Annotated in this window: 22 protein-coding genes; 6 read left to right on the top strand and 16 right to left on the bottom strand. The window is 75.2% G+C overall.

What is annotated here, in order from left to right; all coding sequences use genetic code 11:
• On the top strand, positions 1–511 hold a 511-nt coding region (locus E2C06_RS28795; protein ID WP_338324245.1), incomplete at its 5' end, for an SH3 domain-containing protein.
• A gap of 180 nt (positions 512–691) precedes the next feature.
• Here E2C06_RS28795 and E2C06_RS28790 read toward each other — a convergent pair.
• The 4 genes from E2C06_RS28790 to E2C06_RS28775 form a co-directional block, all read right to left on the bottom strand.
• Positions 692–2,365 (bottom strand): alpha-amylase family glycosyl hydrolase, encoded by a 1,674-nt coding sequence (locus tag E2C06_RS28790; protein WP_133292031.1) that lies wholly within the window; start codon positions 2,363–2,365, stop codon positions 692–694.
• 120 nt (positions 2,366–2,485) lie between these two features.
• Positions 2,486–2,680, bottom strand: coding sequence for a heavy-metal-associated domain-containing protein (locus E2C06_RS28785; RefSeq protein WP_133292030.1), 195 nt, complete (start codon positions 2,678–2,680; stop codon positions 2,486–2,488).
• Positions 2,677–3,069 (bottom strand): Cu(I)-responsive transcriptional regulator, encoded by a 393-nt coding sequence (gene cueR, locus E2C06_RS28780; RefSeq protein WP_133292029.1) that lies wholly within the window; start codon positions 3,067–3,069, stop codon positions 2,677–2,679. The genes E2C06_RS28785 and cueR overlap by 4 nt, the downstream gene beginning before the upstream one ends.
• Positions 3,066–5,486: a heavy metal translocating P-type ATPase gene (locus tag E2C06_RS28775; protein ID WP_133292028.1), complete on the bottom strand. Its 2,421-nt coding sequence runs from the start codon at positions 5,484–5,486 to the stop codon at positions 3,066–3,068. Before E2C06_RS28775 ends, cueR begins: the two co-directional genes overlap by 4 nt.
• A gap of 82 nt (positions 5,487–5,568) precedes the next feature.
• On the opposite strand from E2C06_RS28775, the gene E2C06_RS28770 reads away from it, so the two are divergent.
• Both E2C06_RS28770 and E2C06_RS28765 read left to right on the top strand, forming a co-directional pair.
• Positions 5,569–6,306 (top strand): hypothetical protein, encoded by a 738-nt coding sequence (locus E2C06_RS28770; protein ID WP_133292027.1) that lies wholly within the window; start codon positions 5,569–5,571, stop codon positions 6,304–6,306.
• Positions 6,299–7,381 carry a trypsin-like peptidase domain-containing protein gene (locus E2C06_RS28765; RefSeq protein ID WP_241671517.1) on the top strand — a complete coding sequence of 361 codons (1,083 nt, stop codon included), beginning with the start codon at positions 6,299–6,301 and terminating at the stop codon, positions 7,379–7,381. The genes E2C06_RS28770 and E2C06_RS28765 overlap by 8 nt, the downstream gene beginning before the upstream one ends.
• Positions 7,382–7,722: 341 nt before the next feature.
• Here the strand turns inward: E2C06_RS28765 and E2C06_RS28760 are convergent, their stop codons facing one another.
• The 6 genes from E2C06_RS28760 to E2C06_RS28735 all read right to left on the bottom strand — a co-directional run bounded on the left by E2C06_RS28760 (position 7,723) and on the right by E2C06_RS28735 (position 14,435).
• Positions 7,723–8,187 (bottom strand): DUF4126 domain-containing protein, encoded by a 465-nt coding sequence (locus tag E2C06_RS28760; protein WP_133292026.1) that lies wholly within the window; start codon positions 8,185–8,187, stop codon positions 7,723–7,725.
• An 86-nt stretch (positions 8,188–8,273) separates the two neighbouring features.
• A complete protein-coding gene (locus E2C06_RS28755) occupies positions 8,274–9,455 on the bottom strand; it encodes an MFS transporter (RefSeq protein ID WP_165982727.1) in 1,182 nt (393 codons plus the stop codon).
• 285 nt (positions 9,456–9,740) lie between these two features.
• A complete protein-coding gene (locus tag E2C06_RS28750) occupies positions 9,741–10,157 on the bottom strand; it encodes a response regulator (RefSeq protein ID WP_165982726.1) in 417 nt (138 codons plus the stop codon).
• 76 nt (positions 10,158–10,233) lie between these two features.
• Positions 10,234–12,393 (bottom strand): ATP-binding protein, encoded by a 2,160-nt coding sequence (locus E2C06_RS28745; protein WP_133292023.1) that lies wholly within the window; start codon positions 12,391–12,393, stop codon positions 10,234–10,236.
• Between the two features lie 10 nt (positions 12,394–12,403).
• Entirely contained in the window at positions 12,404–13,654 is a 1,251-nt protein-coding gene (locus E2C06_RS28740; protein WP_133292022.1) for a hybrid sensor histidine kinase/response regulator, read from the bottom strand.
• A 295-nt stretch (positions 13,655–13,949) separates the two neighbouring features.
• Positions 13,950–14,435, bottom strand: a complete 486-nt coding sequence (locus E2C06_RS28735) for a DoxX family protein (protein WP_133292021.1) — start codon at positions 14,433–14,435, stop codon at positions 13,950–13,952.
• Between the two features lie 130 nt (positions 14,436–14,565).
• Here E2C06_RS28735 and E2C06_RS28730 point away from each other — a divergent pair, with 130 nt between their 5' ends.
• The gene (locus E2C06_RS28730) at positions 14,566–15,504 is read left to right on the top strand and encodes a LysR family transcriptional regulator (RefSeq protein WP_133292020.1); all 939 of its coding nucleotides are present in this window, start codon (positions 14,566–14,568) and stop codon (positions 15,502–15,504) included.
• 159 nt (positions 15,505–15,663) lie between these two features.
• On the opposite strand, the gene E2C06_RS28725 is transcribed toward E2C06_RS28730, so the two are convergent.
• The 6 genes from E2C06_RS28725 to E2C06_RS28700 all read right to left on the bottom strand — a co-directional run bounded on the left by E2C06_RS28725 (position 15,664) and on the right by E2C06_RS28700 (position 21,528).
• Positions 15,664–16,779 carry a PAS domain-containing sensor histidine kinase gene (locus E2C06_RS28725; RefSeq protein WP_133292019.1) on the bottom strand — a complete coding sequence of 372 codons (1,116 nt, stop codon included), beginning with the start codon at positions 16,777–16,779 and terminating at the stop codon, positions 15,664–15,666.
• Position 16,780: 1 nt separating this feature from the next.
• Positions 16,781–17,110: a hypothetical protein gene (locus E2C06_RS28720; RefSeq protein WP_133292018.1), complete on the bottom strand. Its 330-nt coding sequence runs from the start codon at positions 17,108–17,110 to the stop codon at positions 16,781–16,783.
• A 122-nt stretch (positions 17,111–17,232) separates the two neighbouring features.
• Positions 17,233–17,886 (bottom strand): response regulator, encoded by a 654-nt coding sequence (locus tag E2C06_RS28715; RefSeq protein ID WP_133292017.1) that lies wholly within the window; start codon positions 17,884–17,886, stop codon positions 17,233–17,235.
• Positions 17,883–19,898, bottom strand: coding sequence for an ATP-binding protein (locus E2C06_RS28710; RefSeq protein ID WP_133292016.1), 2,016 nt, complete (start codon positions 19,896–19,898; stop codon positions 17,883–17,885). Before E2C06_RS28710 ends, E2C06_RS28715 begins: the two co-directional genes overlap by 4 nt.
• A gap of 74 nt (positions 19,899–19,972) precedes the next feature.
• Complete coding sequence (locus tag E2C06_RS28705) at positions 19,973–20,782, bottom strand: SDR family NAD(P)-dependent oxidoreductase (RefSeq protein WP_133292015.1); 810 nt, start codon at positions 20,780–20,782, stop codon at positions 19,973–19,975.
• A gap of 53 nt (positions 20,783–20,835) precedes the next feature.
• Positions 20,836–21,528: an alpha/beta hydrolase gene (locus E2C06_RS28700; protein ID WP_133292014.1), complete on the bottom strand. Its 693-nt coding sequence runs from the start codon at positions 21,526–21,528 to the stop codon at positions 20,836–20,838.
• A gap of 90 nt (positions 21,529–21,618) precedes the next feature.
• On the opposite strand from E2C06_RS28700, the gene E2C06_RS28695 reads away from it, so the two are divergent.
• Both E2C06_RS28695 and E2C06_RS28690 read left to right on the top strand, forming a co-directional pair.
• Complete coding sequence (locus E2C06_RS28695) at positions 21,619–22,680, top strand: hypothetical protein (RefSeq protein ID WP_133292013.1); 1,062 nt, start codon at positions 21,619–21,621, stop codon at positions 22,678–22,680.
• 42 nt (positions 22,681–22,722) lie between these two features.
• Complete coding sequence (locus tag E2C06_RS28690; protein WP_133292012.1) at positions 22,723–23,925, top strand: multidrug effflux MFS transporter; 1,203 nt, start codon at positions 22,723–22,725, stop codon at positions 23,923–23,925.
• Positions 23,926–23,979: the final 54 nt, after the last annotated feature.

Here is a 23,979-nt window from a genome sequence, read left to right as displayed (position 1 = left end):
GGGTGCCGCCGCCGGCGCCGCGCTCGGCACCGCCGCCACCCCGGCCCCCGCCGCACCGCCCCCGCCGCCCAAGCCCTCGGTCGGCAGCGCCACCGGCCTGCCGCTGCCGCGCTTCGCCGCGCTCGGCTCCAACCAGGTCAACCTGCGGATCGGCCCCGACCTTCGCTACAAGATCGAGTGGACCTACCAGCGCAAGGACCTGCCGGTGCAGATCGTCGAGGAGCACGAGAACTGGCGCCGCATCCGTGACCCGGAGGGCACCGAGGGCTGGGTGCAGCGCCCCCTGCTCACCTCCCGCCGCAGCTTCCTGGTGCAGGGCGAGGAGCGCACTCTGCGCCGCCGGGCCGAGGACGGTGCCGATACGGTCGCCCGGCTGAAGCCCGGCGTCATCGGCGCGATCCGCAAGTGCGACGCCGGCAGCGGCTGGTGCGAAGCCAAGGTCGGCGACTACCGCGGCTGGATCAAGCGGTCCGAGATCTGGGGCGTGGCGGGGGACGAGGCGATCAACTGACGCCCGGACGACCTAATCCGTCTTGAAGACAATGACCTGCGGCGGCTTGCGTTCACCTTTGGCCGCAAGCCGCCGCAAGCCGCCGCAAGCCGCCGCAGGCCCCGGCACGCCGGAGGCGCAAGGGTCGGGGCCCCGCGGGGCGGGCGCGATCCCGCCCGCCGAAGCCCTGCCGCCCGCCGGTCAGGCCGGCTCCCGCTCGCGGGCCATCTCCGGCACCAGCAGGGCGAAGCCGAAGGCCGGCAGCCTTCCCTCCGCCGCACCGAAGCCGCCGAGCCCCGCCTTCCCCGCCAGCATCGCCGGCGGCAGCGCCACCGCGTCCTCCGACAGGTTGAAGACCAGCGTCACGACCTGTCCCTCGGCCCGCCGCTCGAAGCCGAAGAGCGGCGCCGGCAGGTCGAGGACCGATGCCGTGCCGTGCCGCAGGGCCGGCTCCGCCCGCCGCAGCGCCAGCAGGGCGCGGGTGAAGCGCAGCGTGCTGGCCGGATCGCGTTCCTGCCCGTCCACCGAAAGCGCGCGGTGGGAGGCCGGGACCGGCAGCCAGGGATAGGCCCAGGGCGCGGTGAAGCCGGCGAAGCGGGCGCCCTCCTGCCAGGGCATCGGCGTGCGGCTGCCGTCACGGCCCTTGAATTCCGGCCAGTAGGTGATGCCGAAGGGGTCGCGGATCTCGTCTTCCTGCAGCTGCGCCTCGGGCAGGCCCAGCTCCTCCCCTTGGTAGAGGCAGGCGCTGCCGGGCAGGGACAGCAGCAGCGCCAGCAGCAGCCGGGTGAAGCGGGTATCGGCCTGGCCGCCCTGCTCGGTGCGATGGGGCGCCCAGCGGGTCGCGGCGCGCTCCACGTCGTGGTTGGAGAAGGACCAGCAGGGCCAGCCGCGCGAACACGTGGCAATGGCGTCGCGCAGCAAGGCCTGCAGCGTCGGCCGGTCGAAGCCGTGCCGCAGCGGGCGCAGCGTATAGGCCATGTGCAGCAGGTCGGGCGCGCCGGTATAGGCGGCGATCCGGTCGAAGGCGCCGTCCTGCGACGACACCTCGCCGAGCGAGACGGTGCCGGGGTATTCGTCCAGCAGCGCGCGGATCCGCCGCAGCACCTGCATGCTGGCCGGCTGGATCATGTCGTGGTCGTGCCGCTGCAGGGCGAAGAGCTTGGCCGGCACTTGGCCGTTCGCCGGCGGCACCGCCGGGTTGCTGCGCAGCCGCGGGTCATGCGTCAGGAAGTCGATCGCATCCAGCCGGAACCCGTCCACCCCGCGGTCGAGCCAGAAGCGGGCGACATCCAGCAGCGCGTCCAGGCAGGCGGGGTGCTGCAGGTTCAGCGTGGGCTGGGAGGGCAGGAAGTGGTGCAGGAAGTACTGCCGCCGCCGCGGCTCCCAGGACCAGGCGCTGCCGCCGAAGACGCTGAGCCAGTTGTTCGGCGGCGTGCCGTCCGGCGCCGGGTCGGCCCAGACATACCAGTCCGCGGTGGGGGACGACGCGCTGCGGCGGCTGGTGTCGAACCAGGGATGCTGGTCCGAGGTATGGCCGCCGACCAGGTCGATCAGCACCTTCAGCCCGCGCGCATGCGCCGCGTCCAGCACCCGGTCGAAATCCTCGAGCGACCCGAAGCTGGGGTCGATGGCGCAGTGGTCGGCCACGTCGTAGCCGAAGTCCCGCTGCGGCGAGACATAGACCGGGCAGAGCCAGATGCCGTCGACGCCGAGCGCGGCGACGTGGTCGATGCGTTCCAGCAGGCCCGGCAGGTCGCCGATCCCGTCGCCGTCGGAATCGGCGAAGCTGCGGGGATAGACCTGATAAAGGACGGCACCCCGCCACCATTCCGCTTGCTGCACCCTGTACCCCGCGTCCAGGTGGCGAACCACCATTGGTCGTACACACGAAAAGGATCGTGGCACCCTGGGCGCAAGTCCAGCGAATGCGCGCCCAGGTTTCCACCCGGGCGAGAGATATCGGGTTCTGGTTGTTAATGACTTAATCGTGAAGAACTAGGCGGCGACCTGGTAGCCTTCCTCCGCCACCAGCGCCGCGACCTTTTCCCGCGGCAGCCGGGTCTCGGCCCGGACGATGCCGGCAACGAGGTCCACCTGCACGGCTGCCTGCGGGTCCTCGCCCTGGATCGCCTGGGTCACCGCGCGGACGCAGTGCTGGCAGGTCATCCCCGCGACCTTGAGTTCGATCATCCGTGTCGTCCTTCGAGACTATCGAGAATGGGGCAGTCCGGCCGGTCGTCGCCGTGGCAATGGGCGGCCAGGTGCTTCAGGCTGGACGCCATGGCCTGCAGCGCGCGGGCCTTCTCCTCCAGCGCCGCGACATGGTGCATCGCCAGGCCGCGCACCTCCGCGCTCGCCCGGCCGCGGTCGCGCCAGAGCGCGAGCAGCTTCCGGATGTCCTCGAGCGGGAAGGCGAGGTCGCGCGCATGCCGGATGAAGCGCAGCACGGCGACGTCCCCGCCGGCATAGCTGCGGTAGCCATTGGCCTGCCGCGCCGGGTGCAGCAGCCCGATCGCCTCGTAGTGCCGCACCATCTTCTCCGAAACGCCGGATGCGCGGGCCGCTTCGCCGATGTTCATCGCGGGACTCCGGGTTTCCACCGCGCCAGCAGCAGGGCATTCGCCAGCACTGAGACCGAGGACAGCGCCATCGCCGCCCCGGCGATGGGCGGGGAGAGCAGCCCGGCGGCCGCCAGCGGCAGCCCCACCAGGTTGTAGCCGAAGGCCCAGCCGAGGTTCTGCCGGATCTTCCTCAGCGTGCGCCGCGTCACGTCGAGCGCCGCCGGCACCAGCGCCGGGTCGCCGCGCAGCAGGGTGATCGCCGCGGCCTGGATCGCCACGTCCGTCCCCGTGCCCATGGCGATGCCGAGATCGGCCGCCGCCAGCGCCGGCGCGTCGTTGACCCCGTCGCCGACCATCGCCACCCGCTCCCCCGCCTGCTGCCAGGCGGCGATGCGGGCGGCCTTGCCGTCCGGCAGCACCTCCGCCGCCACGTCGTCGAGGCCGAGCCGCGCCGCGACCGCCCCGGCCGCCGCGCGGCTGTCGCCGCTGATCATCGCCGCCTTCACGCCGAGCGCCCTGAGCCCCGCGACCGCCGCCGTCGCGCCCGGCTTCTCCGCATCCTCGAAGGCCAGCAGCGCCAGGACGCGCAGGCCCGGCGCCGTCTCGACCAGCCAGGCGGGCGTGCGGCCCTGCGCCGCCTCCGCCTCCGCCGCCATGGCGAGCGGGCCGGGATCGGCCCCCGACTCCGCCAGCGCCCGCGGGCTGCCGAGCAGCAGGGCCCGGCCCTCCACCGTGCCGGCGACGCCGCGGCCGGGCAGGGCGCGGAAATCCTCGACCCGCGGCAGGCCGGGCCCGGCCGCCGCTCCGGCAGCCGTGAGCACCGCACGGGCCAGCGGATGCTCGGACCCGGATTGCAGCGCGGCGGCGAGGCGGAGCGCCGTCCGGGTTTCGCCGTTCCCCGGCGCCTGCCCGGCCTCTGCCGCATGCACCGCGGCCAGCCGCGGCCGTCCCTCGGTCAGCGTGCCGGTCTTGTCGAAGGCGACCAGCGTCACGCCCTCTGCCCGCTCGATCGCCTCGGCGTCGCGCACCAGGATGCCGGCCCGCGCCGCGGCGCCGGTTCCGGCCATGATGGCGGCCGGCGTGGCGAGGCCGAGCGCGCAGGGGCAGGCGATGACCAGCACGGCGACCGCCCGCAGCACCGCCACCTCCGCCCCGGCCCCGGCCAGCAGCCAGCCGAGCAGGGTCAGCGCGGCGATGCCGACCACCACGGGGACGAAGACCGCGCTGACGCGATCCACCAGCCGCTGCACCGGCGCCCGGCTGGCCTGCGCGGCGGCGACCAGCGCCGCGACCCGGGCCAGCACCGTTTCCCCGCCCACCGCCCGCGCTTCCAGCACCAGCCGGCCGTCGAGGGCGATGGTGCCGGTCGAGACGGTGGCGCCCGGCTCCTTCTCCACCGCCCGGCTCTCGCCGGTCAGCGCGCTCTCGTCCACGCCGGCGCGGCCTTCCAGCACCACGCCATCGGCCGGGATGCGGTCGCCCGGCCGCACCACCACGCGGTCGCCGGCCGCGAGCGCGATGGCCGGCACCTCCTCCTCGGCGCCCGCCGCGTCCAGCCGCCGCGCGGTGCGGGGGCGGAGCTCGAGCAGCGCGCGGATGGCGGCGCCGGTCGCCCGCCGCGCCCGCGCCTCCAGCCATTTGCCGAGCAGGATGAACAGGATGACGGTGGCGCTCGCCTCGAAGTACAGGTGGTGCGCCGCGTGCTCGCCGTGCTGCGCCAGCATCCAGAGCGAGAGCCCGAAGGCCGCCGAGGTGCCGAGCGCCACCAGCAGGTCCATGTTGCCGGTGCCCGCGCGCAGCGCCGCCCAGCCCGCGCGGTAGAACCGCGCCCCGAGCCAGAACTGCACCGGCGCCGCCAGCACGAGCTGCAGCCAGGGGTGCGGCATCCAGTCGGCGCCGAAGGCCATTCCCAGCATCCCCGCCAGGAAGGGGGCGGTCAGCAGCGCCGCCAGGATCAGGTCGCGCCGCTCCCGCCCGCCTTGCGCCGCGGTGTCCTCCGGCGTCGTCTCCGCCGCCCGCACCGTGTAGCCGGCGCGCTGGATGGCGGCGGCCAGCGCCGCCTCCTCGGTCCCCGCCAGCAGGCGGATGGAGGCGGTCTCGGTGGCGAGGTTCACGCTCGCCCCCAGCACCCCCGGCACCTTGGCCAGCGCCTTCTCCACCCGCAGCGCGCAGGTGGCGCAGGTCATGCCGCCGATGCCGAGCTCGACCCGCGCCTCCGGCACCGAGTAGCCGGCCTTGCCGACCGCCGCGACCAGGTCGGGCAGCGGCGCGGCGCCGCGCAGCTCGGCGCGCTCGGTCGCCAGGTTCACCGTGGCCTCGGTGATCCCCGGCACCTTGCCGAGCGCGCGCTGCACCCGCCCGGCACAGGCGGCGCAGGTCATGCCGGCGATCGGCAGGGAGAGGACGGGCGGGGGAGGGAGGGGAGCTTCCGGCATGATGTCGCCTCATGTGGGGTCTCCCATCATGGGAGGGTCAAGCCTCCCGCGCCTTGCGCCGGATCATCCCCATCTGCGCCGCATGCCTGACCTCGCCGCCGCCGTCTGCGCGCTCGCCGCGCGCCTGCCGCTCGCCGAGCCGCCCGCGGCGGCGCTGGCGGCCGAGGCCTGGCGCGAGGCCTTCCGCCCGCCCCGGGTGCGGCTGCTGCTGCTGGCCGAGAGCCACATGGCGACGGCCGCGGCCGAGCTGGCCTGCCCGTTGCGGCTGCCGGCCGGCCTCGACTGGCCGCGGCCGGCCGGCTTCGTGCGGCACCTCTACTGCCCGGCCTATGGCGAGCCTTGGCTGGCCCCCGGCCTGCCCGCCGGCAATGCCGGCACGCCGCAATACTGGCGGCTCTTCGCGGCGCTGGAGGGCGCCGCCGCCCCGACCCGGGCCGCCTGGCCCGATCCCGCCGCGCGCCTCGCCGCCAAGGCGGCGCTGCTGCGGCGGCTGCGGGCGCGGGGGATCTGGCTGACCGATGCCTCCCTCGTCGCGGTCGCCGGCCCGGGCGGGGCGCGGGAGGCGGCGGGCCGCCATGCCGAGGCCATCCGCGGTAGCTGGGATGGCTACCATGCCGCCCGCCTGCCGGCGCTGGCCCCGTCCCATGTCGTCGTCATCGGCCGCGCCGTCGCCGCGGTGCTGCGCGGGGCGCTGGATGCCGCCTTCCCCGGCCGCTGGCAGGCGGTGCCGCAGCCCATGGGCGCCCGCCGCCCGGGCGAGGCCGCGGCGCTGCTGGCCACGCTGGAGGCGGCCGCGCATCGGCACGCTCCCGGTGATTGACACCCCCGGCACGATCCGCCGACATGCCGGCCGCATGCATCGCCCCGTCTTCCTCGCCCTCGCCCTGCTGCTCCCCCTCGGCCCCGCGCTGGCCGAAACGCAGCCCTTCCGCATCGTCAACCGCACCGGGGTGGACGCCACGGCGCTCAACGCCGTCCGCACCCCGCGCGGGGCGCAGAACGAATGGGGCGCCAACCTGCTGCCGGGCAACCGTGCCCTGACCCCGGACGGCGGCTTCCGCGTCGTCCCGGCCGAGGGCGCGGGCTGCCGCTTCGACCTGCGCCTGGTGCTCGCCGACGGGCGGGAGAGCGTGCTGCGCGACCAGGACATCTGCGCCGCGCGGGAGGTCGAGATGGCCGCCGCCGCCCGCCCCGCCGCCCCCTTGCCGGTGCCGGTCACCCCGCCGCCGCAGGTGCCGCAGCAGCGGCCGAACCCGCAGGCGAAGCGGATCTCGACCGGCAGCGGCTTCCTGGTGGCGGCGGACCGGGTGATGACCAACCACCACGTGGTCGATGGCTGCGACCGCATAATCCTCCGCACCGCGGATGGCCGCTGGCTGGGCGCGGTGCCGCCGGCGCGGGTGGACGAGAAGCTCGACCTCGCCCTGCTGGCGGTGCCCGGCCTGCCCGGCCCGCCGCTCACCTTCCGCAGCAACCCGCCGGTGCGGCGGGGGGAGGGCGTGGTGGTCTACGGCTATCCGCTGGCCGGGATCCTGTCCGATGCGGTGCTGACCCGCGGCGAGATCAACGGGCTCTCGGGCCTCGCCGACAACCGCAGCCAGTTCCAGGTCAGCGCCCCGGTGCAGCCGGGCAATTCCGGCGGGCCGATGCTCGACATGCAGGGCCACCTGGTCGGGGTGGTGGTGTCGAAGCTGAATGCCCAGAAGCTGGCCCAGGCCACCGGCGACATCCCGCAGAACATCAACTTCGCGGTGAAGGGCGAGGCGGCGCTGAGCTTCGTCCAGCGCGCCGGCATCACCCCTCGCCTGGCCGACAGCACCGGGCCGGAGCGCGGCGCGGCCGATGTGGGCGAGGTGGCGGCGCGCAGCACGGTCTTCATCCGCTGCGAGCGGTAGCGGCCTCAGGATCTAAACCGCCTAAAGCCTGAAATTCCGCTCAATCCGCCTCAGGATCGTTGAGGCCGATCCGGCCCGGCCGCGGCGGAAGCCGGGCGGGGCGCGGGTTGCGGCCCGTCCGGCTTCAGCAATTGAGGAATTGAGCATTTGAAGCGGGTCCACCGCGCCGCCCGGGCGCGGTGGACCCTCTTGACAATATTCCTATTACACCCAGGCGGCCGGGACCGCAACGGCATCCTGCCCGCGGCTGGGCTTATGCGGGGAGGCGGAAGGGGTGGCCGTCCCGGCGGCCTCGCGCCGGACCACCGCGCGCGCTTCCACGCGTCCGGCCGCGCGCCGCCCTATCCGGCGGCGGTCCGGCCGAAGCCCCGCAGGATCGCCACCGCGCCGAGGACGACGATCGCATCCTCGACCAGGCCGGTCGGCGTCTGGCCATGGCGCGGCATGGCGGCGACCCGCGCGCGCCAGCCGGGAAAGGCGGCGAGCACCGCGGTGGTGCCGCCCAGCATCCCGCCCAGCCAGCGCTGCGAGCGCGGCGCCAGCGAGGCACCCGCGATGGCGGTGGAGACGAACCGCGTCGCCAGCCCGATCGGCACGATGCGGTCGGGCGCGGATTTCATCTTGTCGCCCGCCAGCTCGGCCGCCGCGAGCGCCACCGTCGCCGCCGCGACCAGCGGGTGGAACAGGATCCGCGGCGCCCCGTTGTCCCGCGGCAGCTCGCCGCGCGCGGCCGCGACGGAGACCGCGGCCAGGGGCGTGATCCCGCGCTGTCCGCCGACCAGGCCCATCAGGAAGGAGGCAAGCATGTCGTCATCCCGGATCGTTGAGGCCGGATAACCCGGCCTGCCGCCCGCCGGTTGCGCCGGCACGCGGCTGCCGGGCGCGAAGGCCCTCACCCCCGCCGCAGCCGCCGCCCCAGTCCCGCCGCCGCCAGGGCCACCAGCACCCAGGTGCCGCCCAGCGCCAGCGGCACCCCGAGCGCATCGACAGCCAGCCCGACGGCCAGCGGCCCAGCGCTGAACCCGGCATGCGCCACCACGAAATAGCCGGCCACCGCCCGCGCCCGCTCCTCGCCGGTGGCGGCCTCGGCCACCGCCGCCAGCCCGCCCGGATAGACCAGCGCATAGACCGCGACGCCGACCGCGACGCCGCCCAGCAGCAGCGGCCAAAGGGCCTGCACCGCCGCGCCCCAGAAGCAGGCCGCCGCCCCCGCCACCAGCAGCCCGAGCCCCCAGCCCACCGCCCGGCGCGGCGCGAGGCGGCGCAGCGCCAGTTGCGCCAGCACGCCGAACCCCATCATGGCGCAGGCCGCCAGCGGCCCGGCCCCCGGCAGCCCGGCCGCGGCGAGCGCGGCGGGCACGCTGGTCAGCACCGTCCCGGTCACGCCCCAGCCCGGCAGGATCGCCAGGGTGGTCGGCCAGGTGCCGCGCGGGAAGGCCGGGCGGCGCAGCCAGGCGCCGCGCGGGACGCCGGGGGGCAGCGTTTCCGGCAGCCGCCACACCAGCACCAGCAGCAGGGCGGCGAAGCCGAGATGCAGCGCGAAGGTCGCCGGCGGATAGGTGGCCGGCGCGACCCACAAGGCCAGCAGGGTCAGCACCCCGCCGGTGGCGAAGCTGCCGATGGTCGCCGCGGCGACGATCCGCGCCGCCTGCCCGGCGCCGCCCGACCCGCCATCCGGGCCCCCCCCGGCCAGCTCCGCCGCCCAGGCCGCCGCCGCGCCGGCGACGCAGCCCATCCCCAGGCCCTGCGCCGCCCGCGCCAGGGCCAGCGCCCCGAGCCCCGGCTGCAGGCCGAGCACCAGGGTCGAGAGCGCGGCGAAGCCGAGGCCGAGCAGCACGCAGGGCTTCCGGCCGATCCGGTCGGGCAGCGGCCCGAGCAGCGGCGCGGTGGCGATCACCATGGCGGCATAGCAGGCGAAGGCCAGGGCCAGCGCCCCCGCGCCATGCCCGCCGGCCGCGGCATAGGCGCCGTAGAGCGGCAGCGGCAGGGTGGTGGAGAGCCCGACCGCGGCGACCGCGAGGCCGATGACCGGCGCGGCATGGCGCGGCGCCGCGGCGGCCGTCCCGAGCGTCATCCCGCAGCGCCTCCCCCACCCGTGGCGGCAGGGTGGCATGGGCGGCCCGGCCGGTCACGGCCCGGCCAGCGGCCGCGAACCCGACGAAAAGGTAGCCGCGCCCGCGCAGCGGGCGGATGCCGTCCCGCGCCTCCAGCTTCCGCCGCGGCTTCGCCGCCAGCCCGTCGCGCGCGCGGTCGCCGGCCTGCCAGGGGCGGCCCAGCGCCTCCCGGCAGGTGGTCGCGCGCTCCACTGCCTGGCCCGCGCGCGCCGCCAGCACCGCCGCGGCGCGGTAATCCGCCGCGGTCAGGCCGATGCCCCGGCCCTCCGGGCGGAGCGCGTCGCGCAGCCCCTCGTCCAGCCGCCACGGCCCCTCGGCCGCGCCGGTCCGCGCCGGCAGCTCGCGCGCGAGGCGGTCTTCCCGACATGGTGGCCGGCGCCGGGCTCCAGCGACGGGACGCGGTCGACCTCGCCGGCCGCGCCGGTCAGCCTGCTGCAGGGCAGGTCGCTGGCCTCGCGCCGCCGGCGCCGCACGCCGGGCCCGGTCCCGCCGCGCAGCCGGTGGTCGAGGATGACGAGCTCCGGCCGCTCGGCCGTCAGGGCGCCGGGGAAGCCGGCCCTGCTGCCGTGCAGGCGGACCGTGCAGCCATTCGCCCCGGGGAAGGCGGCGAGCCCGGCGGCGAAACCCGGCGCGTCGTCCACCAGGGCGACCCGTCGGGGCATCGGCCCCCCATGCCCGGCGCGGGATGCGCGGCACATTCGAAGACGCTTCGCGCTGGCATGGACGGCAGGGATCCCGTCACGGCACGGCCGCGGCCGGCGCGGCCGGCGCGGCTGGCTCCGCCGCCGCTGCCCCCGCCGCCTGCAGCAGCAGCCGGAACTCCGCCCCGCCGGCCGGCCGGTTCGCCGCGCCGATCTCGCCGCCGAGCGAGCGCATGATGCCGTGGCAGAGCGTGAGGCCGAGCCCGGTGCCCTGGCCGGTCGGCTTGGTGGTGAAGAAGGGGTCGAAGAGCCGCGGCAGCGCCGCGGCCGGGATCCCCGGACCGGTATCGGCGACCGTCAGCACGACGGCCGCCCCCGCCGCCGGAGTCTCGGCCGGCCGCGCCGCGAGGGTGATCCGCCGCACCGCGGAAGGGCCTTCCAGCAGCGCGTCGCGGGCGTTCAGCAGCAGGTTGATCAGCACCTGTTCGAGCAGGAGCTGCCGGCCGCGCACCCGCGGCAGGTCGGGCGGCAGGTCGAGCACCAGGGTGACCGCCGCCTCGCGCAGCGCGGCGCCGACCAGCATGGCGGCGCCGCGCGCGGCCTCCGCGACCGACACCGCGTCCAGCGGCCCGGGATCGGTCCGGCCGAAGGCGCGCAGGTGGTCGATGATGGCCTTGGCCCGCTGCGCCAGGGCGCCGATCCGCTCCATCCGCCGCAGCGCGTCGGGGATCGCCTCCGGGCCGCGGCGGCGCAGGGCGCGGATGGTATTCTCGGCGGCCAGCGCCATGATCGCGACCGGCTGGTTCAGCTCGTGCGCCAGGCCGGTCGCCATCTCCCCGAGCGTCGCCAGCTTGGCGCTGTTCACCACGGCCGAGAAGGCCTCGCGCTGCTCGGTGACGTCGGCGACGTAGCCGACCAGCTCGACCCGGCCGTCCGGGTGCCGCCGCACCGGCTGGACGGTGATCCGCAGCCAGCACCGCGTCCCGTCGGGACGGCGGAACAGCACGTCGACCATCTGCCGGCCCTCCCGCGCCGCGCGGCGGTGCAGGCCCTGGAGGGCGTCCGGCGGCTCGGCCGCCTCGATCCGCGCCAGCCAGGCCGGCAGGTCCCGCGCCTCCGCGAGCGACAGCCCGGTCAGCCCGGTGATCGAGGAACTGCCGTAAAGGAAGCGCAGCTGGCCGGCGGCATCCAGCTCGGCGCGGTAGGCGCTGCCGGGCAGGCCTTCCAGCACCCGCGCGAGCTGCCGCTGCAACGTCTTCGCTGTTGCCAGCGCCGCCTGGTTGGCGTGGCGCTGCCGCCGCTGGTGGAACAGCCCGAGGGTGCCGAAGGCCAGCAAGGCCAGCGCCACCTCGCCCGCCCGCAGCATGGTCCGCAGCCGGTTGGCGACGGCAGCGGCCTGGGCCACGGCGATACCGGCCGCGACATAGACCGGCGAGTCCGGCACCCGGCGGATGGCGGAGTAGGTGGTGCGGCCGCCGGGCGAGCCGATGGCGTGGAAATTCCCCTCCCGGCCGCTCCGCAGCAGCGCCATGGCAGGGCTGTCCGGCTCCAGGCGGTCGCCGCCCGTGGCCGCGGCGCCCTGGCTGCGGGCAAGGACGATGCCGTCCTCGCGGATGACCGAGATCACCCCGGCCTCGTCCGGCAGCAATTCCCGCAGCAGGCGCGACAGGTCGAAGGGGTCGAGCGAGATGACGGCCACGCCGGCGAAGCGGCCGACCTCGTCGAGCACGACGCGGCTGGCCTGGATGGTCGGCAGCTTCGTCACCCGGCCGACCAGCGGCTCGCTGATATAGAGCCGGTCGGGCGGGATGCCGTCGGGGCCGGGCAGGTGGGCGCGGAAATGCGCCCGGTCCGAGAGGTCGACCGGCGTCTGCCAGCGTTCCTCGGAGGACCAGGCGACCCGGCCTTCGGGGCCGACCAGCGCGACCTGCAGGATGCCGAAGGCGCGGCGGCGCGCCACCTGGCGGGCCAGCGCCTCCATGGCGGCGACCGCCGCGGCATTGCCCTCGGCGGCCAGCGTGGCGCGTTCCTGCGACATCCGGGACAGCACCTGCACCACGTCGAGCGTCCGCAGCAGCGTCAGCCGTGCCGCCTCGGCGGTACGCCCGGCATCGTCGAAGCCGGCGTCCTCGGCCTGGCGGCGCTCGTGGTCGAGGAAGACCTCGACCGCCAGGTGGGCCGCGCCGATCAGCAGGAGCACGAGGGCGAGGCCGAGCAGCAGGCCGTGCCGCGGCCGCGGCAAGCTGTCTAGCGACATGCCGCGGGACTCACGCGGACGGCAGGTCGAGCGCCGCTTCGACCCCGCCTTCCGGCCGCGCCCGCAGGCTGAGCCGCCCGCCATGGCGTTCCGCCGCCAGCCGGGCGATGGCGAGGCCGAGGCCGAGGCCGTCCCGCTTGCGGCTCAGCGACGGGCCCTGCACCGCGAAGGGCCGTCCGGGATCGGCCAGGATCTCGGGGGAGATGCCCGGCCCGCGGTCGCGCACCACCAGCCGGACCCGGTTGCCCGCCTGTTCGGCGCCGAGCTCGACCGTGCCATGGTCCGGGGTGGCGCGGATGGCATTGTCCAGCAGCCCGGCCAGGGCAGCGGCGATGACCTCGACCTCGACCTCGACCCGGAGGTCCGGCCCGGCCAGCGGGCCGAGCGCGACGCGGACGCCCTGCGCCTCGGCCAGGCGCCGGGTACGGGACGCCGCCTCCGCCAGCAGGCCATGGGCATCCACCGTCTCGGCCGGCCGGCGCTGGTCGCCGCGCAGCCTTTCCCAGGTCAGCAGCTTGTCGACCGTCTCCAGCATGCGCTCGCCGGCCTCGCGCAGGTGGTGGCCGTAGCTCCGGGCATCCTGCGGGGTCTTGGCATGACCGCCTTCCAGCAGCTCGGCGAAGCCGATCACCGGGACCAGCGGGGTGCGCAGCTCGTGCGCCAGCAGGCGCAGCCGGTTCTCGGTCTCGTCCACCTCGGGCGGCAGCGAGGGCCGGGCGGCCTGCAGCCGCCCCAGCGCCTCGGTCAGCCGGTTGGAGAGCTCGATATGGGTCGCCTCGGCCCGCTGCAGGCGGATGTCGGCGGCGGCGCGGTCGGCGGCGGCGGCGCGGCGGGCGCGGGTGCGCTGCATCGCGGCCCGCACGGCGCGGACCGCGTCCTCGAGGCTGAAGGGCTTGGTGAGGAAGTCGGAGACGCCGTGGCGCATCGCCTCGACCGCCTGGTCCATCGAGCCATGCCCGGTGATCAGGATGACGCTGCGGGCGCTTGCCTCGGGCTCCTTGCCGAGCACCTCGGCGGCGAGCGAGAGGCCGGTGCCGCCGGGCATGCGGATGTCGGAGACGAGGACGGCGATGCGGGGATCGGCGCGCAGCGCGGCGAGCGCGTGGATGGCGGAATTCGCCGTCGCGACCACGAAGCCTTCCTCGCGCAGGCCGTCGGCCAGTTCCTCGGCGAGCATCGGCTCGTCGTCGACGACGAGCACGGACAGGTCCGGGGCTTCGCTGGCAGGGGACTGGTCCCCCGGACCGCTCGCGAGGTGCATCAAAATCAGGTTCCTGGAATCACGTCGAAACCACAACGTCAGTAGATGAAACCGCGTTCGCGTCAAAGTTATATGTCGGACAATTCCCTACATTAGGCATGCTTGAACTGCCGTGAAGCGAGGAAAATGATCGATCGATGATGCCTCCAGCGCCGGCGTCGCGGATCATGATGCCTATAATCTAAGCGTATGGGGCCGCCTGGAAGGAGGATGCGCCGGCCCAACCGGCCGGCGCAGGGTCACGGGCCCCTGACATGCCGCGTTCCGCAATCGGCATGGTGGATCGCCAAGAAGGTCACCGATTCGGAACAAGCTTGCCGGGCCGGACGGAAACCGCAGGCCGGCCCGCCGCTGAGCCGCGGAGGCCCGGCCGCCCCGGCCGCAGCGCCAGCGCCCCGGCGCCCAGCCCAGCCTGCGCCAGCAGCGCCAGCGTCCAGAAGGCGGGGAATTCCCAGCCGCCGCCCTTGCCCGCGAACATCCAGCCATTGCCGGCGTGCTGCAGCAGCGCGCCGAGCATCAGCGGCACCAGCGCCAGGCTGACCGCGCGGACGCCGATGCCGAGGATCAGCGCCAGCCCGCCCAGGATCTCGGCGGCGATCACGACGACGCCGAGCGCGGGTGGGTAACCAATCGAGCCGAAATACCCCATCGTCCCCGCCACCCCGAAGGTGCCGAGCTTCAGCAGCGCGCCATGCGCCAGGAACATCGTGCCCATCCCGACCCGCAGCAGCAGGGCGGCCCAGGGGGCCGTGGCTTGGGTCGTGGTCTTCTCGTCGAGCATGGTGGCCTCCATCGATGCGGGCGGCGGGGGCGCCGCGACGGGCCGCAGGATGCCGCCACGATCCGGCCCGCTTCCAACGCAGGGTCGGAACGGCCATCATCACGGGGATGAATGATGCGGGAATGGATCCTTGGCCGATCTCGGCAGCCTCGACCTCAACCTGCTGCGGGTCTTCGACGCGGTGGCGCGCGAGCGCCACGTCACCCGCGCGGCGGAGCTGCTGCACCTGTCGCAGCCCGCCGTCTCCAACGCGCTGTCCCGGCTGCGCGCGGCCCTCGGGGACGAGCTCTTCCTGCGCCGCCCCGGCGGGGTGGAGCCGACCGAACTCGCCCAGGCGCTGGCCGGGCCGGTCGCCGAGGCGCTCGACCGGCTGCGCGACACGCTGGCGGCCCGGGCGCCCTTCGACCCCGCGACCAGCGACCGGGTCTTCCCGATCGGCTGCAGCGAATACGCCGAGGCCGTGCTGGCGCCGCCGCTGCTGGCCCGCATGGGCCGGGAGGCACCGGGCTGCATGCTGGCGATCGCCCATGCCGACCGCACGAACTGGGAGGCGCTGCTGGAAGGCGGCCAGGCCGGCCTCGCGGTCGGCGTGCTGCCCGAACCCCCCGCGCTTTACACCCGGCTGCGGCTGCTGCCGGAGGCCTTCTGCACCCTGATGCGGCCGGGCCACCCGCTGGCCGAGGGCGATCTCACGCTCGAGCGCTTCGCCAGCGTGCCGCATGTCCTGCACTCGCCGAACGGCTCGCGCGGCGGCGCGCTGGACGAGGTGATGCGGGAGGCCGGGCATCCGCGCCGCCTCGGCGCGGTGGTCGCGCACCTGACCGCGGTGCCTGAGATCCTGCGGCGGACCGACATGATCATCACCCTCTCCGCGCGCCTCGCCTGCCAATTCGCGGTCGAGCACCGCCTGGTGCTGCGCGACCCGCCCGTCTCGGTCGAGCACACGAGGTTGTCGCTGGTCTTCCACCGGCGGCACGAGGCCGATCCCGGCCATGCCTGGCTGCGCCGCCTCATCCTGGGCGTCGCGCGGGACGTGGCGCCGGCCGGGCCGGAGGCGCCCGCCGCCTGATACCTGACGCAGGACGTTCCGACCTGCGGCCCGCAGGGCCGGGGCGCCGGACGGCGCCCGCCGCCGGTGCGGCGCAGCCAGGCCCTGCGGAGGCACGCCGCCCGGCGTCCGAGGGGCACGAAGGCATGACCTTCGTGCGCTCGGTATGGGCGGCCCGGCTCAATCCGCGGCGGGCGGGGCCGCCTGCGCCAGCACGCCGCGCGGCAGGCCGACCACCACCCGCAGCCCGCCGGCGGCGAACTCCACCGTGACCGAGCCGCCGAGGGCGGCACGGACCTGCCGGCCGATCAGGTCCGTGCCGAAGCCGCGCCGTGCCGGCTGCGGGGCCACCGCGGGGCCGCCCGTCTCGGTCCAGCGCAGCACCAGGCCGGCCCCGTCGGGCCCCGCCTCCTCCGACCAGGCCAGCCGGACCTGGCCGCCCGCGGCCGAGAGCGCGCCGTGCTTGGCGGCATTCGTCGCGAGTTCATGCAGCACCAGGTCGAAGGCGAGCGCCGCCTGCGCGGTCAGCCGCAGCGCCGGACCTTCCACCGCCAGGCAGGCCGCGTCGGCCGCAAAGGGTTCCAACTGCCGCAGCGCCAGGTCCCGCAGCGGCACCCCGGCCGGGCCGGACTGCGCCAGCAGGTCCTGGGCGCGGCCCATGGCCAGGATGCGCGCGGTGAAGCTGCGGCCGAAATCCTCGAGCGAGGTCGCATGCCGCCGCGTGCTGTTGGCGACCGACAGCACCACCTGGGTCATGTTGCGGATGCGGTGCCGCAATTCCTCGACCAGCGTGACCTGCGCCTCGGCGAGGGCCAGATGGCAGGCGTTGCGGAAGCAGGCCACCACGCCGGCCGCCGCGCCGTCCGGCGCCGCATAGGGCACCAGCCGCATCAGCCAGGCCTCAGCGCCGCCATGCGCGGTGACCCGTCGCTCCAGCGGCTCGCCCAGGTCGAAGGCCCGGCGGACCTCGGCTTCCAGGTCGATTCCATCGAGATGGCAGGCAACCTCGGCGAGCCGCTGGCCCGGCCCGGGCACCGCCGCGAGGATGGCCGTGGCGGCCGGGGTCAGCCAGTGGATCATCCCCTGGCGGTCGATCGCGAAGGCGACCACCCCGCTGATGTCCACCAGGGCCCGCCAGCCCTCGGCGGCGCTTTCCAGCCTTGTCTTCTCGGAGGTCAGGCGGAGGGTGTCGGCTTCGAGCCCCACCATGGCCCAGGCGGCGGCACGCAGCCGCTCGGTTGCCTCGCGCGCCGTCCGCTGCGGGTCCAGGATCTCGGCCGGCATTGCCAGGCCCATCTCAGGCACTCCGGCGGCCATCGGCGGCGACGGCGCCCCGGAGCAGGCTGGGCAGGATGCACCACACCTCGCCGCGCTGCGGGCGGCCGGCCCCGGCGGCGGGCAGCCTGGAGACCTCGACCAGCGAGGGCTGCTGCCAGGGCGAGCGGGACGGCTGCGCCATGGTGGCGGCGGCGATCGGCGCGAGGAAGGCGATGTCGGCGAAAAGCCTCGCCTGGACCGGGTTCTCCGCCACCACGCGGCAGTCCCCACGGTAGCGGCTGCGCGACCAGGCCGGGTCGCGCAGCCCCCGGACGGTCGGGCGAAGGTAGAAGCAGTGCAGCCCTGCCAAGACACCACCCGCGCATGTCATCGCGGAAGAAAGCGCTGATTTGGCTTCATTAACTATTTGGCATTTCCCTGAATTGCATCCAGGGACAACCCTCAAACGCCAGGGTTGTGCAAGCGCCGGGGCTAGAGGGGCTCGAGCCAGCCCCGGCTGGCGGCGTAGCGCACCAGCTCCACCCGGCTGTGGAAGCCGAGCCGGTCCATGCCGTTCGCCTTGTGCGCCTCCACCGTCTTCACCGCGATGCCGAGCGCGAGCGCGATCGCCTTGTTGCCGTGGCCGGCCGCGGTCAGCCGCAGCACCGCCGTTTCCCGCTCCGTCAGGTCCGCCACCTCGGCCGCCGCCGAGGGGAGGGACCGCGGCGCGGCGCGGCCGACCGCCAGGGCGGCGATCGCCGGGTCCAGGTACAGGCCGCCGCCGGCCGCCGTCCGGATCGCCCGCACCAGCTCGGCCGGGGCGGACCGCTTCAGCACATAGCCGGCAACGCCGACCTCCAGCAGCCGCCGCACATAGGCGCGGTCGTCATGCACCGTCAGCATGACGATCCGGCATTGCTGGCAGCGGCGGCCGATCCGGTCCGCCACCTCGGCGCCGTTGACGTCCGGCATCGACATGTCGAGCACCGCGACGTCGGGACATTGCAGGTCGGCCAGCCGGATCGCCTCGGCGCCATTGACCGCGGCGGCGACCACCTGCATGTCCGGCTCCCCCTCGACCAGGGCGCGGATGCCGGCCAGCACCACCGGATGGTCGTCGGCCAGCAGGATGCGCAGGCGGGTCACAGCGGCACGCCGATCAGCAGCGTGGTGCCGCTGCCCGGGCCCGACTCGATCTCCAGGCTGCCGCCGAGCAGCGCCAGGCGCTCCCGGATGCCGCGCAGGCCGAGCGGCGGCGGTCCGGCCCGGCGCGCGCCCGGCTGCATGCCGACCCCGTCATCCTCGATCACCATGCGGAGCTGGTGCCTCGTGCTTTCGATGGTGACGCCGACCCGCGTCGCCCCGGCATGCCTCACCACGTTGCTCAGCGCCTCCTGCAGGATGCGGTAGAGCGTGGTCTCGACCGGCAGCGGCAGGCGGGCGGGATGCATCCGCATGTGGATCTCGCTTTCCAGTCCGGTGCGGGTGCCCCAGTCCTCGACCAATTGGCGCAAGGCGGTGTCCAGGCCGAGGTCGTCGATCGCGGTCGGGCGAATCTCGACGGCGAGGCGATTGGCTTCCTCGCTGATCGCGCGGGCGATCGCCTGCAGCCGGGCGATGCGGGCCGCGGGCACCGGGTCGGTGGCCAGGCCGCCGAGTTCGAGATGCAGCAGGGTCAGGTGCTGGCCGAGGCTGTCGTGCAGGTCCCGGGCGATCCGCAGCCGTTCCGCCTCCTGCTGCTCGACCGTGCGGCGCAGCAGCAGCGCCGCGCGTTCCTCCGCGCCGCGGCGGCTGGTGATGTCGTAGGCGATCCCGACCAGGCGGCCCGGCGCGGCGCCGCCGGGCTCGGGGCAATGCGCCTCCATCGCCAGCCAGGCCTGCTCGGCCGGCAGGCCGCGCCGGCGCCGCAGGATGGGGAGTTCGGCCCTGGCATGGCCGGTGCGCCGCGCCGTCTGCAGCAGGCGGGCCAGGCTCGCCTCGGTGCCTGGCGGGATCAGCGCCTCCAGGCGGGCGACGGAGAGCGGGCCGCTGGCCGGATCGATCCCCAGCAGCGCATTGAGCCGGGCCGAGCCCTGCAGGACCATGCTGCCGGCCGGCTGTTCCCAGGTGCCGATGCCGGCGCCCTCGGTGGTGCGGCGCAGCCAGTTCTCGCTCTCGTGCAGCGCCACGCCGAGCCGGGCCTGGGCGCGCTGGACCCGCAGGCTGAGGAGAAAGAGCGCCAGCGTGGTCGGCAGGCCGAAGAGCAGCGTCGGCACCTGGTCCCGCAGCCAGTCGGCGCGGATCGCGGCATGCGGCCGCCGCGCCGCGACGAAAAGGGGGAAGCCCTCGATCCGGCGGCGGGCGAGCATCTGCCGCTGGCCGTCGACGATCGAGACCACGTCCGGCAAAAGGTCCCGCCCGGCCCCCTCGGGCATCGGCCGCACCTGGCGGTTCGGCTGGTCGGCAAGCCCGCCGGTCCGGCCGATCACGGTTCCCTCGGCGGTGGCCAGGGCCAGCGCGTCGCCGGGCTTGCGCAGCAAAGGGCGCATGCCGGCGCCGATCGTGTCGGGGAAGACCGAGACGTTGACCAGCCCGTCGAATTCCCCGTCCGGGATCCCGTTGCCGGCGCCGGTGCGCCGCCGGCTCAGGGCGAAGAACGGCACGTTGTCGAACCTGTTGCGGTAGATCTCGCTGACATGCAGCGCGGGCGGGTTCGGCCCCGACAGGGCGAGGAAGAAGCTGCGGTCGGCCGCGGTGGCGACGCCGCGCGGGATGGGGAAGATGTTGGCGCCGAGCAGCGGATGGCCCCGGCGGTCGACGACGAAGCCCGCCTCGGCCTGCGGCAGGTCGCCGAGCATTCGGCGCAGCGATGCGTGCAGTTCGGCTTCCCGCGCGGTGATCTCGGCATCCGACAGGCCCTGCACCAGGTCGCCGATGCGGCCGAGCGCGACGGCATAGCCCGCCAGCACGCGGGTGGCGTATTCGGCCCCGGCATCGACGGTGCGGGCCATCTCGACCGCCGCGGCCCGCCAGGTGGCGTTCCAGCCGACCCAGGCATTGGCGCCGAGGATCAGCAGCGGCAGCAGCAGCGCCGCCACCGGCAGGGCGGCGACGCGGCGAGGGGCCTGGTCCGGCCGGCCCCTGGGCCGGGTCGCCGCCGCGCTGCTGATCCGGTTCATCCTGGTCCCCTGCCAGGGGAGCTAGTACGCCTGGACGCCACCGCGGGATATCGGGGAGAACCCTCGCCGCGGCCTTACCCGACGCCGGCCGGCAGCGCGGCGATCGCCGTCGCGCCGGCATCCACCGGCACGATCGCCCCGGTCATCCAGCGCGACTTCCCGCCGCAGAGGAAGGCCACCGCCGCGCCGATGTCCCAGCCGCTGCCCTCGACCTGCAAAATGCTGCGCTTGCGCCGCGCCTCCCGCTTCGCCGGGGTCATGTCGTTGGCCTGCACCATCGGCGTGTAGACCATGCCCGGGCAGATGCAGTTCACCCGGATGCCGTCCTTGGCGTGGTGCACCGCCATGGCGCGGGTCATGTTCACCACCGCGCCCTTCGAGGTCGGATAGAGCAGCGAGGGATGCCCGCCCTTCAGCCCGGCGACCGAGCCGATGTTGACGATGGCGCCGCCGCCCGCCGCGCGCATCGCCGGCACCGCGTACTTCGCCATCAGCATCATGGAGGTCACGTTCACCAGCAGGCCCTGCGCCCATTCCTCCGGGTCCACGTCTTCCGCCGTGCCCTTCGGCCCGCTGATGCCGACATTGTTCACCAGCGCGTCGAGCCGGCCCCAGCGGGAGGTCGCGGCCTCGACGACCGCCCGGCAGTCGGCCGGCTTCGTGACATCGGCCTCGACGGTGATGGCCGCGCCGCCCTCGGCCTCGATCATCCGCCTGGTGTCCTCGGCCCAGGGCAGGACGGCGTCGGCGCAGACCAGCCTGGCGCCGGCGCGGGCCAGCAGGATGGCGGCGGCGCGGCCGTTGCCGACGCCCTCCCCGGGGCGCGACCCGGCGCCGGTGACGATGGCGACCTTGCCGGCCAGGCCTTCCTCGATGCTGTCCATGCCCGTTCCCTCCGCTTGCTTGGGCGGCAGGGTCGCACCGGGCGGGGCCGGGCTCAATCCGCCATCAGGAAGGCCAGCGCGGTCACCGCGATCTCTTCCGGCACCTCGTGCCCGCCGTCGAACTCCCGGACGATCAGCGGGTAGCCGGCCCGGCGCAGCTTCGGCACCAGGCGGCGGGTGCAGAGGTCGAAGTTCAGCACCGGGTCGGCGGTGCCGTGGCCGAGGAAGAGCCGCGGCTTCCCCTCCAGCCGCATCGGCGCGACGAAGCCGGGCGAAAAGGCCAGGCAATGGGTGAAGAGCCCGCCGTTCATCAGCGCCAGCGACAGCGCGTAGGAGGCGCCGTCCGAAAATCCCGCCACCGCAAGGCGCTTCGGGTCGACTGGCCATTCCGCCAGGACGCGGCGCAGCGCCGCCTCGATCCGGGCGATGTCGGGCCCGTAGCCGCCTTCCAGCACGTCCCAGCTCTGCCCGATGCTGTCCGGCAGCACCACCAGCGCGGCATCGGCGATCGGCGCGATGCGGCGCAGCGCGCGGGCGGCGTCGCCGGTTGCGCCGTGCAGCATCACGATCAGCGGCAGCGGGCCGGGCGCGGCGGCCGAGGGCACCCGCAGCAGCCCGTCCCGGCCCCCGCCCATGCCGAGCGGGTGCAGGCCCGGCGGCAGCGGCCGGGCGGCATCGGGCCGCGGCGGGGAAGGCCGGACATCGATGCGGCCGGCGGCGTGGTCGTCATCCTCGGGGTCGTCCATGGCGGCAGCCCTCCCGCCCCCGAGCCTGGGGGGAGCGGGGCGGCGGGGCAAGCGCGGCGAAACCCGTTCCCGCTGCGGCGTTGGCGGCGCATGCCCTTCGTTCCGCCTCCCCGCCTGCGCCGCCGCGCGCTCGCGCTGCTTCCCCTCGGCCTGGCCGGTTGCGCCGCGGGCGTCGGGCCGCACCAGCTTGACCTCGACCAGATGGGCTATGCCGATGCGCTGGGCGAGGGGCTGAAGCGGCAGATGCTGCTGAACATGGTGCGGCTGCGCTATGCCGACGTGCCGACCTTCCTTTCGGTCAGCCAGCTAATCGCCGGCTACCAGGTGCAGGCGACCGGGCAACTCGGGCTGAATGCCTATCCCAACGCGGCGCCGGGCAACTACGCGACCGTCGGCGGCACGGTGCAGTACACCAACCGGCCGACCTTCACCTTTACCCCGGTGACCGGCCAGCGCTTCGCCCAGTCCTACCTGCGGCCGCTGGCGCCGGCCGAGCTGCTGTCGCTGGCGCAGAGCGGCGCGCCGGTCGACCTGCTGTTCCGGCTCGGCGTGCAATCGGTGAACGGGCTGCCGAACGGCGCGACGCAGGATGGCCGGGCGCAGGAAGCCTCGGGCGGCTTCCTGGCGCTGATGCATGCGCTGCGGGCCATCCAGGCGGCCGGCGCGGTCAGCCTGCGCTTCGAGCGCGGCAAGGACGGCGCCCGGGTCTTCCTGCGGCTCGGCGACGACCGCGGCCCGGCCGGGGAGGCGGCGCGGCAGGTGCGCCGGCTGCTCGGCCTGCCGCCGGGGATGTCGGAGCCGGAGGTGATCTACGGCCGCAGCCCGCGGGGACGCGGCCAGGTGGCGGTGCTGACGCGGTCGGTGCTGCAGGTGCTCTATGAGCTGGGCGGGCAGATCGAGGTCTCGGCCGGCGACGTCGCCCGCGGCGAGACCCGCCCGAACGATCCGGGGGAGCGGCTGCTCCGCATCCGCCAGGGCGACCGGGCGCCGGCGGATGCCTATGCCGCCGTGACCTATCGCGGCCGGGCCTTCTGGATCGAGGCGGGCGACTATGCCTCGAAGGGGGTCTTCACCTTCGTGCACGTGCTGCAGGTGCTGGCCGAGAGCGGGCAGGGCCAGCCCACGCCGATCGTGACCATCCCGGCGCAGTAGCCGGCTTGCCAATAGATCGCAGGCTATCTAATCCTCGCTGCCATGCTGCGACGCATCATCGCCCCGCCGCCGGTCCGGGCCGCGCGGGCGCCGCTCTGGCTGCTGGCGCTCATCACCTTCAGCGGCACCATGGCGATGCATGTCTTCGTCCCCGCCCTGCCGCAGGCCGGGGCGGAGCTCGGCGCCGCGGCCGGGCCGATGCAGCAGACCGTGAGCGTCTATATCCTCGGCCTCGCCGCCGGGCAGCTGTTCTACGGCCCGCTCTCCGACCATTTCGGCCGCCGCCCGGTGCTGATCGCGGGGATGCTGGTCTATGCCGCGGCCGGGCTGGCGGCGGCGCTGGCGCCGACGGTCCAGGCGCTGATCGCGGCGCGGGCCTTCCAGGCGCTCGGCGGCTGCGCCGGGATGGTGTTGGGCCGGGCGATCGTGCGGGACGGCGCCGCGCCGGCCGAGGCGGCGAAGCGCCTGGCGCTGATGAACCTGATGGTGACGGTGGGCCCGGGGATCGCCCCGCTGATCGGCACCCTGCTGGCCGAGACCGCCGGCTGGCGCGCGATCTTCCTCGCGCTGGCCCTGCTGGGCCTGGCGAATCTCGGCCTCGGCTGGCGGCTGGTGCCGGAAACCAGCGGCGGCGGCGGCCAGGGGCTGCACGCGGTGCTGCGCGGCTACCGCCAGCTGCTGGTCTCCCGCCGCTTCCTCGGCTTCGCCATCGGCGGCGGCTGCGCGACGACGGCGATGTACGCCTACATCGCCGCGGCGCCCTTCATCCTCACCCACCGGCTCGGCCGCCCCGCGCACGAGGTCGGGCTCTACCTCGCGCTCAACATCCTCGGCCTTTGGCTCGGCAGCCTGACCGCCAGCCGGCTGCTGGGCCGGGTGGCGCTGCGGCGGCTGATGGTCGGCGGCAACCTGGTGAGCGGGCTCGGCGCCGCGGCCTTCCTGGCGGCGGCGCTGGCGGGCTGGCTGAGCGTGCCGCTGGTGGTGCTGCCGATGGCGGCCTTCACCTTCGGCGCCGGCCTCGCCTCCCCCGCCGCGCTGACCGAGGCGCTGGGCGTCAACCCGCTGGTGGCGGGCTCGGCCTCCGGCCTCTACGGCTTCGCGCAGATGGGGATCGGCGCGATCTGCACCTCGCTGGCCGGGCTCGGCGGCGACCCGGCGCTGGCCGCCGCGGTGGTGCTGGCCGGGGCGGCGGTGCTGGCGCAGGCGGCCTTCCGGGTGGCGCTGCGGGCGCCGGCGAGGGGGTGAGGGGCGGGGGCCGGGCCCTGCCGGCCGCGGGCGGAGCGGCGGCGATGCCGGGCG

This window comes from Dankookia rubra, assembly GCF_004355005.1.
GTDB lineage: Bacteria > Pseudomonadota > Alphaproteobacteria > Acetobacterales > Acetobacteraceae > Paracraurococcus > Paracraurococcus ruber_A.
This window is presented reverse-complemented; position numbering and strand designations above follow the sequence as displayed.

Excerpts from the sequence above, each read along its gene's own strand:
- E2C06_RS28740 (WP_133292022.1), bottom strand. The coding sequence starts at position 13,654 with ATGCACCTCGCGAGCGGTCCGGGGGACCAGTCCCCTGCCAGCGAAGCC.
- E2C06_RS28770 (WP_133292027.1), top strand. The coding sequence starts at position 5,569 with ATGCCTGACCTCGCCGCCGCCGTCTGCGCGCTCGCCGCGCGCCTGCCG.
- E2C06_RS28760 (WP_133292026.1), bottom strand. The coding sequence starts at position 8,187 with ATGCTTGCCTCCTTCCTGATGGGCCTGGTCGGCGGACAGCGCGGGATC.
- E2C06_RS28710 (WP_133292016.1), bottom strand. The coding sequence starts at position 19,898 with ATGAACCGGATCAGCAGCGCGGCGGCGACCCGGCCCAGGGGCCGGCCG.
- E2C06_RS28790 (WP_133292031.1), bottom strand. The coding sequence starts at position 2,365 with ATGGTGGTTCGCCACCTGGACGCGGGGTACAGGGTGCAGCAAGCGGAA.
- cueR (WP_133292029.1), bottom strand. The coding sequence starts at position 3,069 with ATGAACATCGGCGAAGCGGCCCGCGCATCCGGCGTTTCGGAGAAGATG.
- E2C06_RS28735 (WP_133292021.1), bottom strand. The coding sequence starts at position 14,435 with ATGCTCGACGAGAAGACCACGACCCAAGCCACGGCCCCCTGGGCCGCC.
- E2C06_RS28785 (WP_133292030.1), bottom strand. The coding sequence starts at position 2,680 with ATGATCGAACTCAAGGTCGCGGGGATGACCTGCCAGCACTGCGTCCGC.
- E2C06_RS28700 (WP_133292014.1), bottom strand. The coding sequence starts at position 21,528 with ATGGACGACCCCGAGGATGACGACCACGCCGCCGGCCGCATCGATGTC.
- E2C06_RS28745 (WP_133292023.1), bottom strand. The coding sequence starts at position 12,393 with ATGTCGCTAGACAGCTTGCCGCGGCCGCGGCACGGCCTGCTGCTCGGC.
- E2C06_RS28705 (WP_133292015.1), bottom strand. The coding sequence starts at position 20,782 with ATGGACAGCATCGAGGAAGGCCTGGCCGGCAAGGTCGCCATCGTCACC.
- E2C06_RS28690 (WP_133292012.1), top strand. The coding sequence starts at position 22,723 with ATGCTGCGACGCATCATCGCCCCGCCGCCGGTCCGGGCCGCGCGGGCG.
- E2C06_RS28775 (WP_133292028.1), bottom strand. The coding sequence starts at position 5,486 with ATGCCGGAAGCTCCCCTCCCTCCCCCGCCCGTCCTCTCCCTGCCGATC.
- E2C06_RS28750 (WP_165982726.1), bottom strand. The coding sequence starts at position 10,157 with ATGCCCCGACGGGTCGCCCTGGTGGACGACGCGCCGGGTTTCGCCGCC.
- E2C06_RS28755 (WP_165982727.1), bottom strand. The coding sequence starts at position 9,455 with ATGACGCTCGGGACGGCCGCCGCGGCGCCGCGCCATGCCGCGCCGGTC.
- E2C06_RS28695 (WP_133292013.1), top strand. The coding sequence starts at position 21,619 with ATGCCCTTCGTTCCGCCTCCCCGCCTGCGCCGCCGCGCGCTCGCGCTG.
- E2C06_RS28725 (WP_133292019.1), bottom strand. The coding sequence starts at position 16,779 with ATGGGCCTGGCAATGCCGGCCGAGATCCTGGACCCGCAGCGGACGGCG.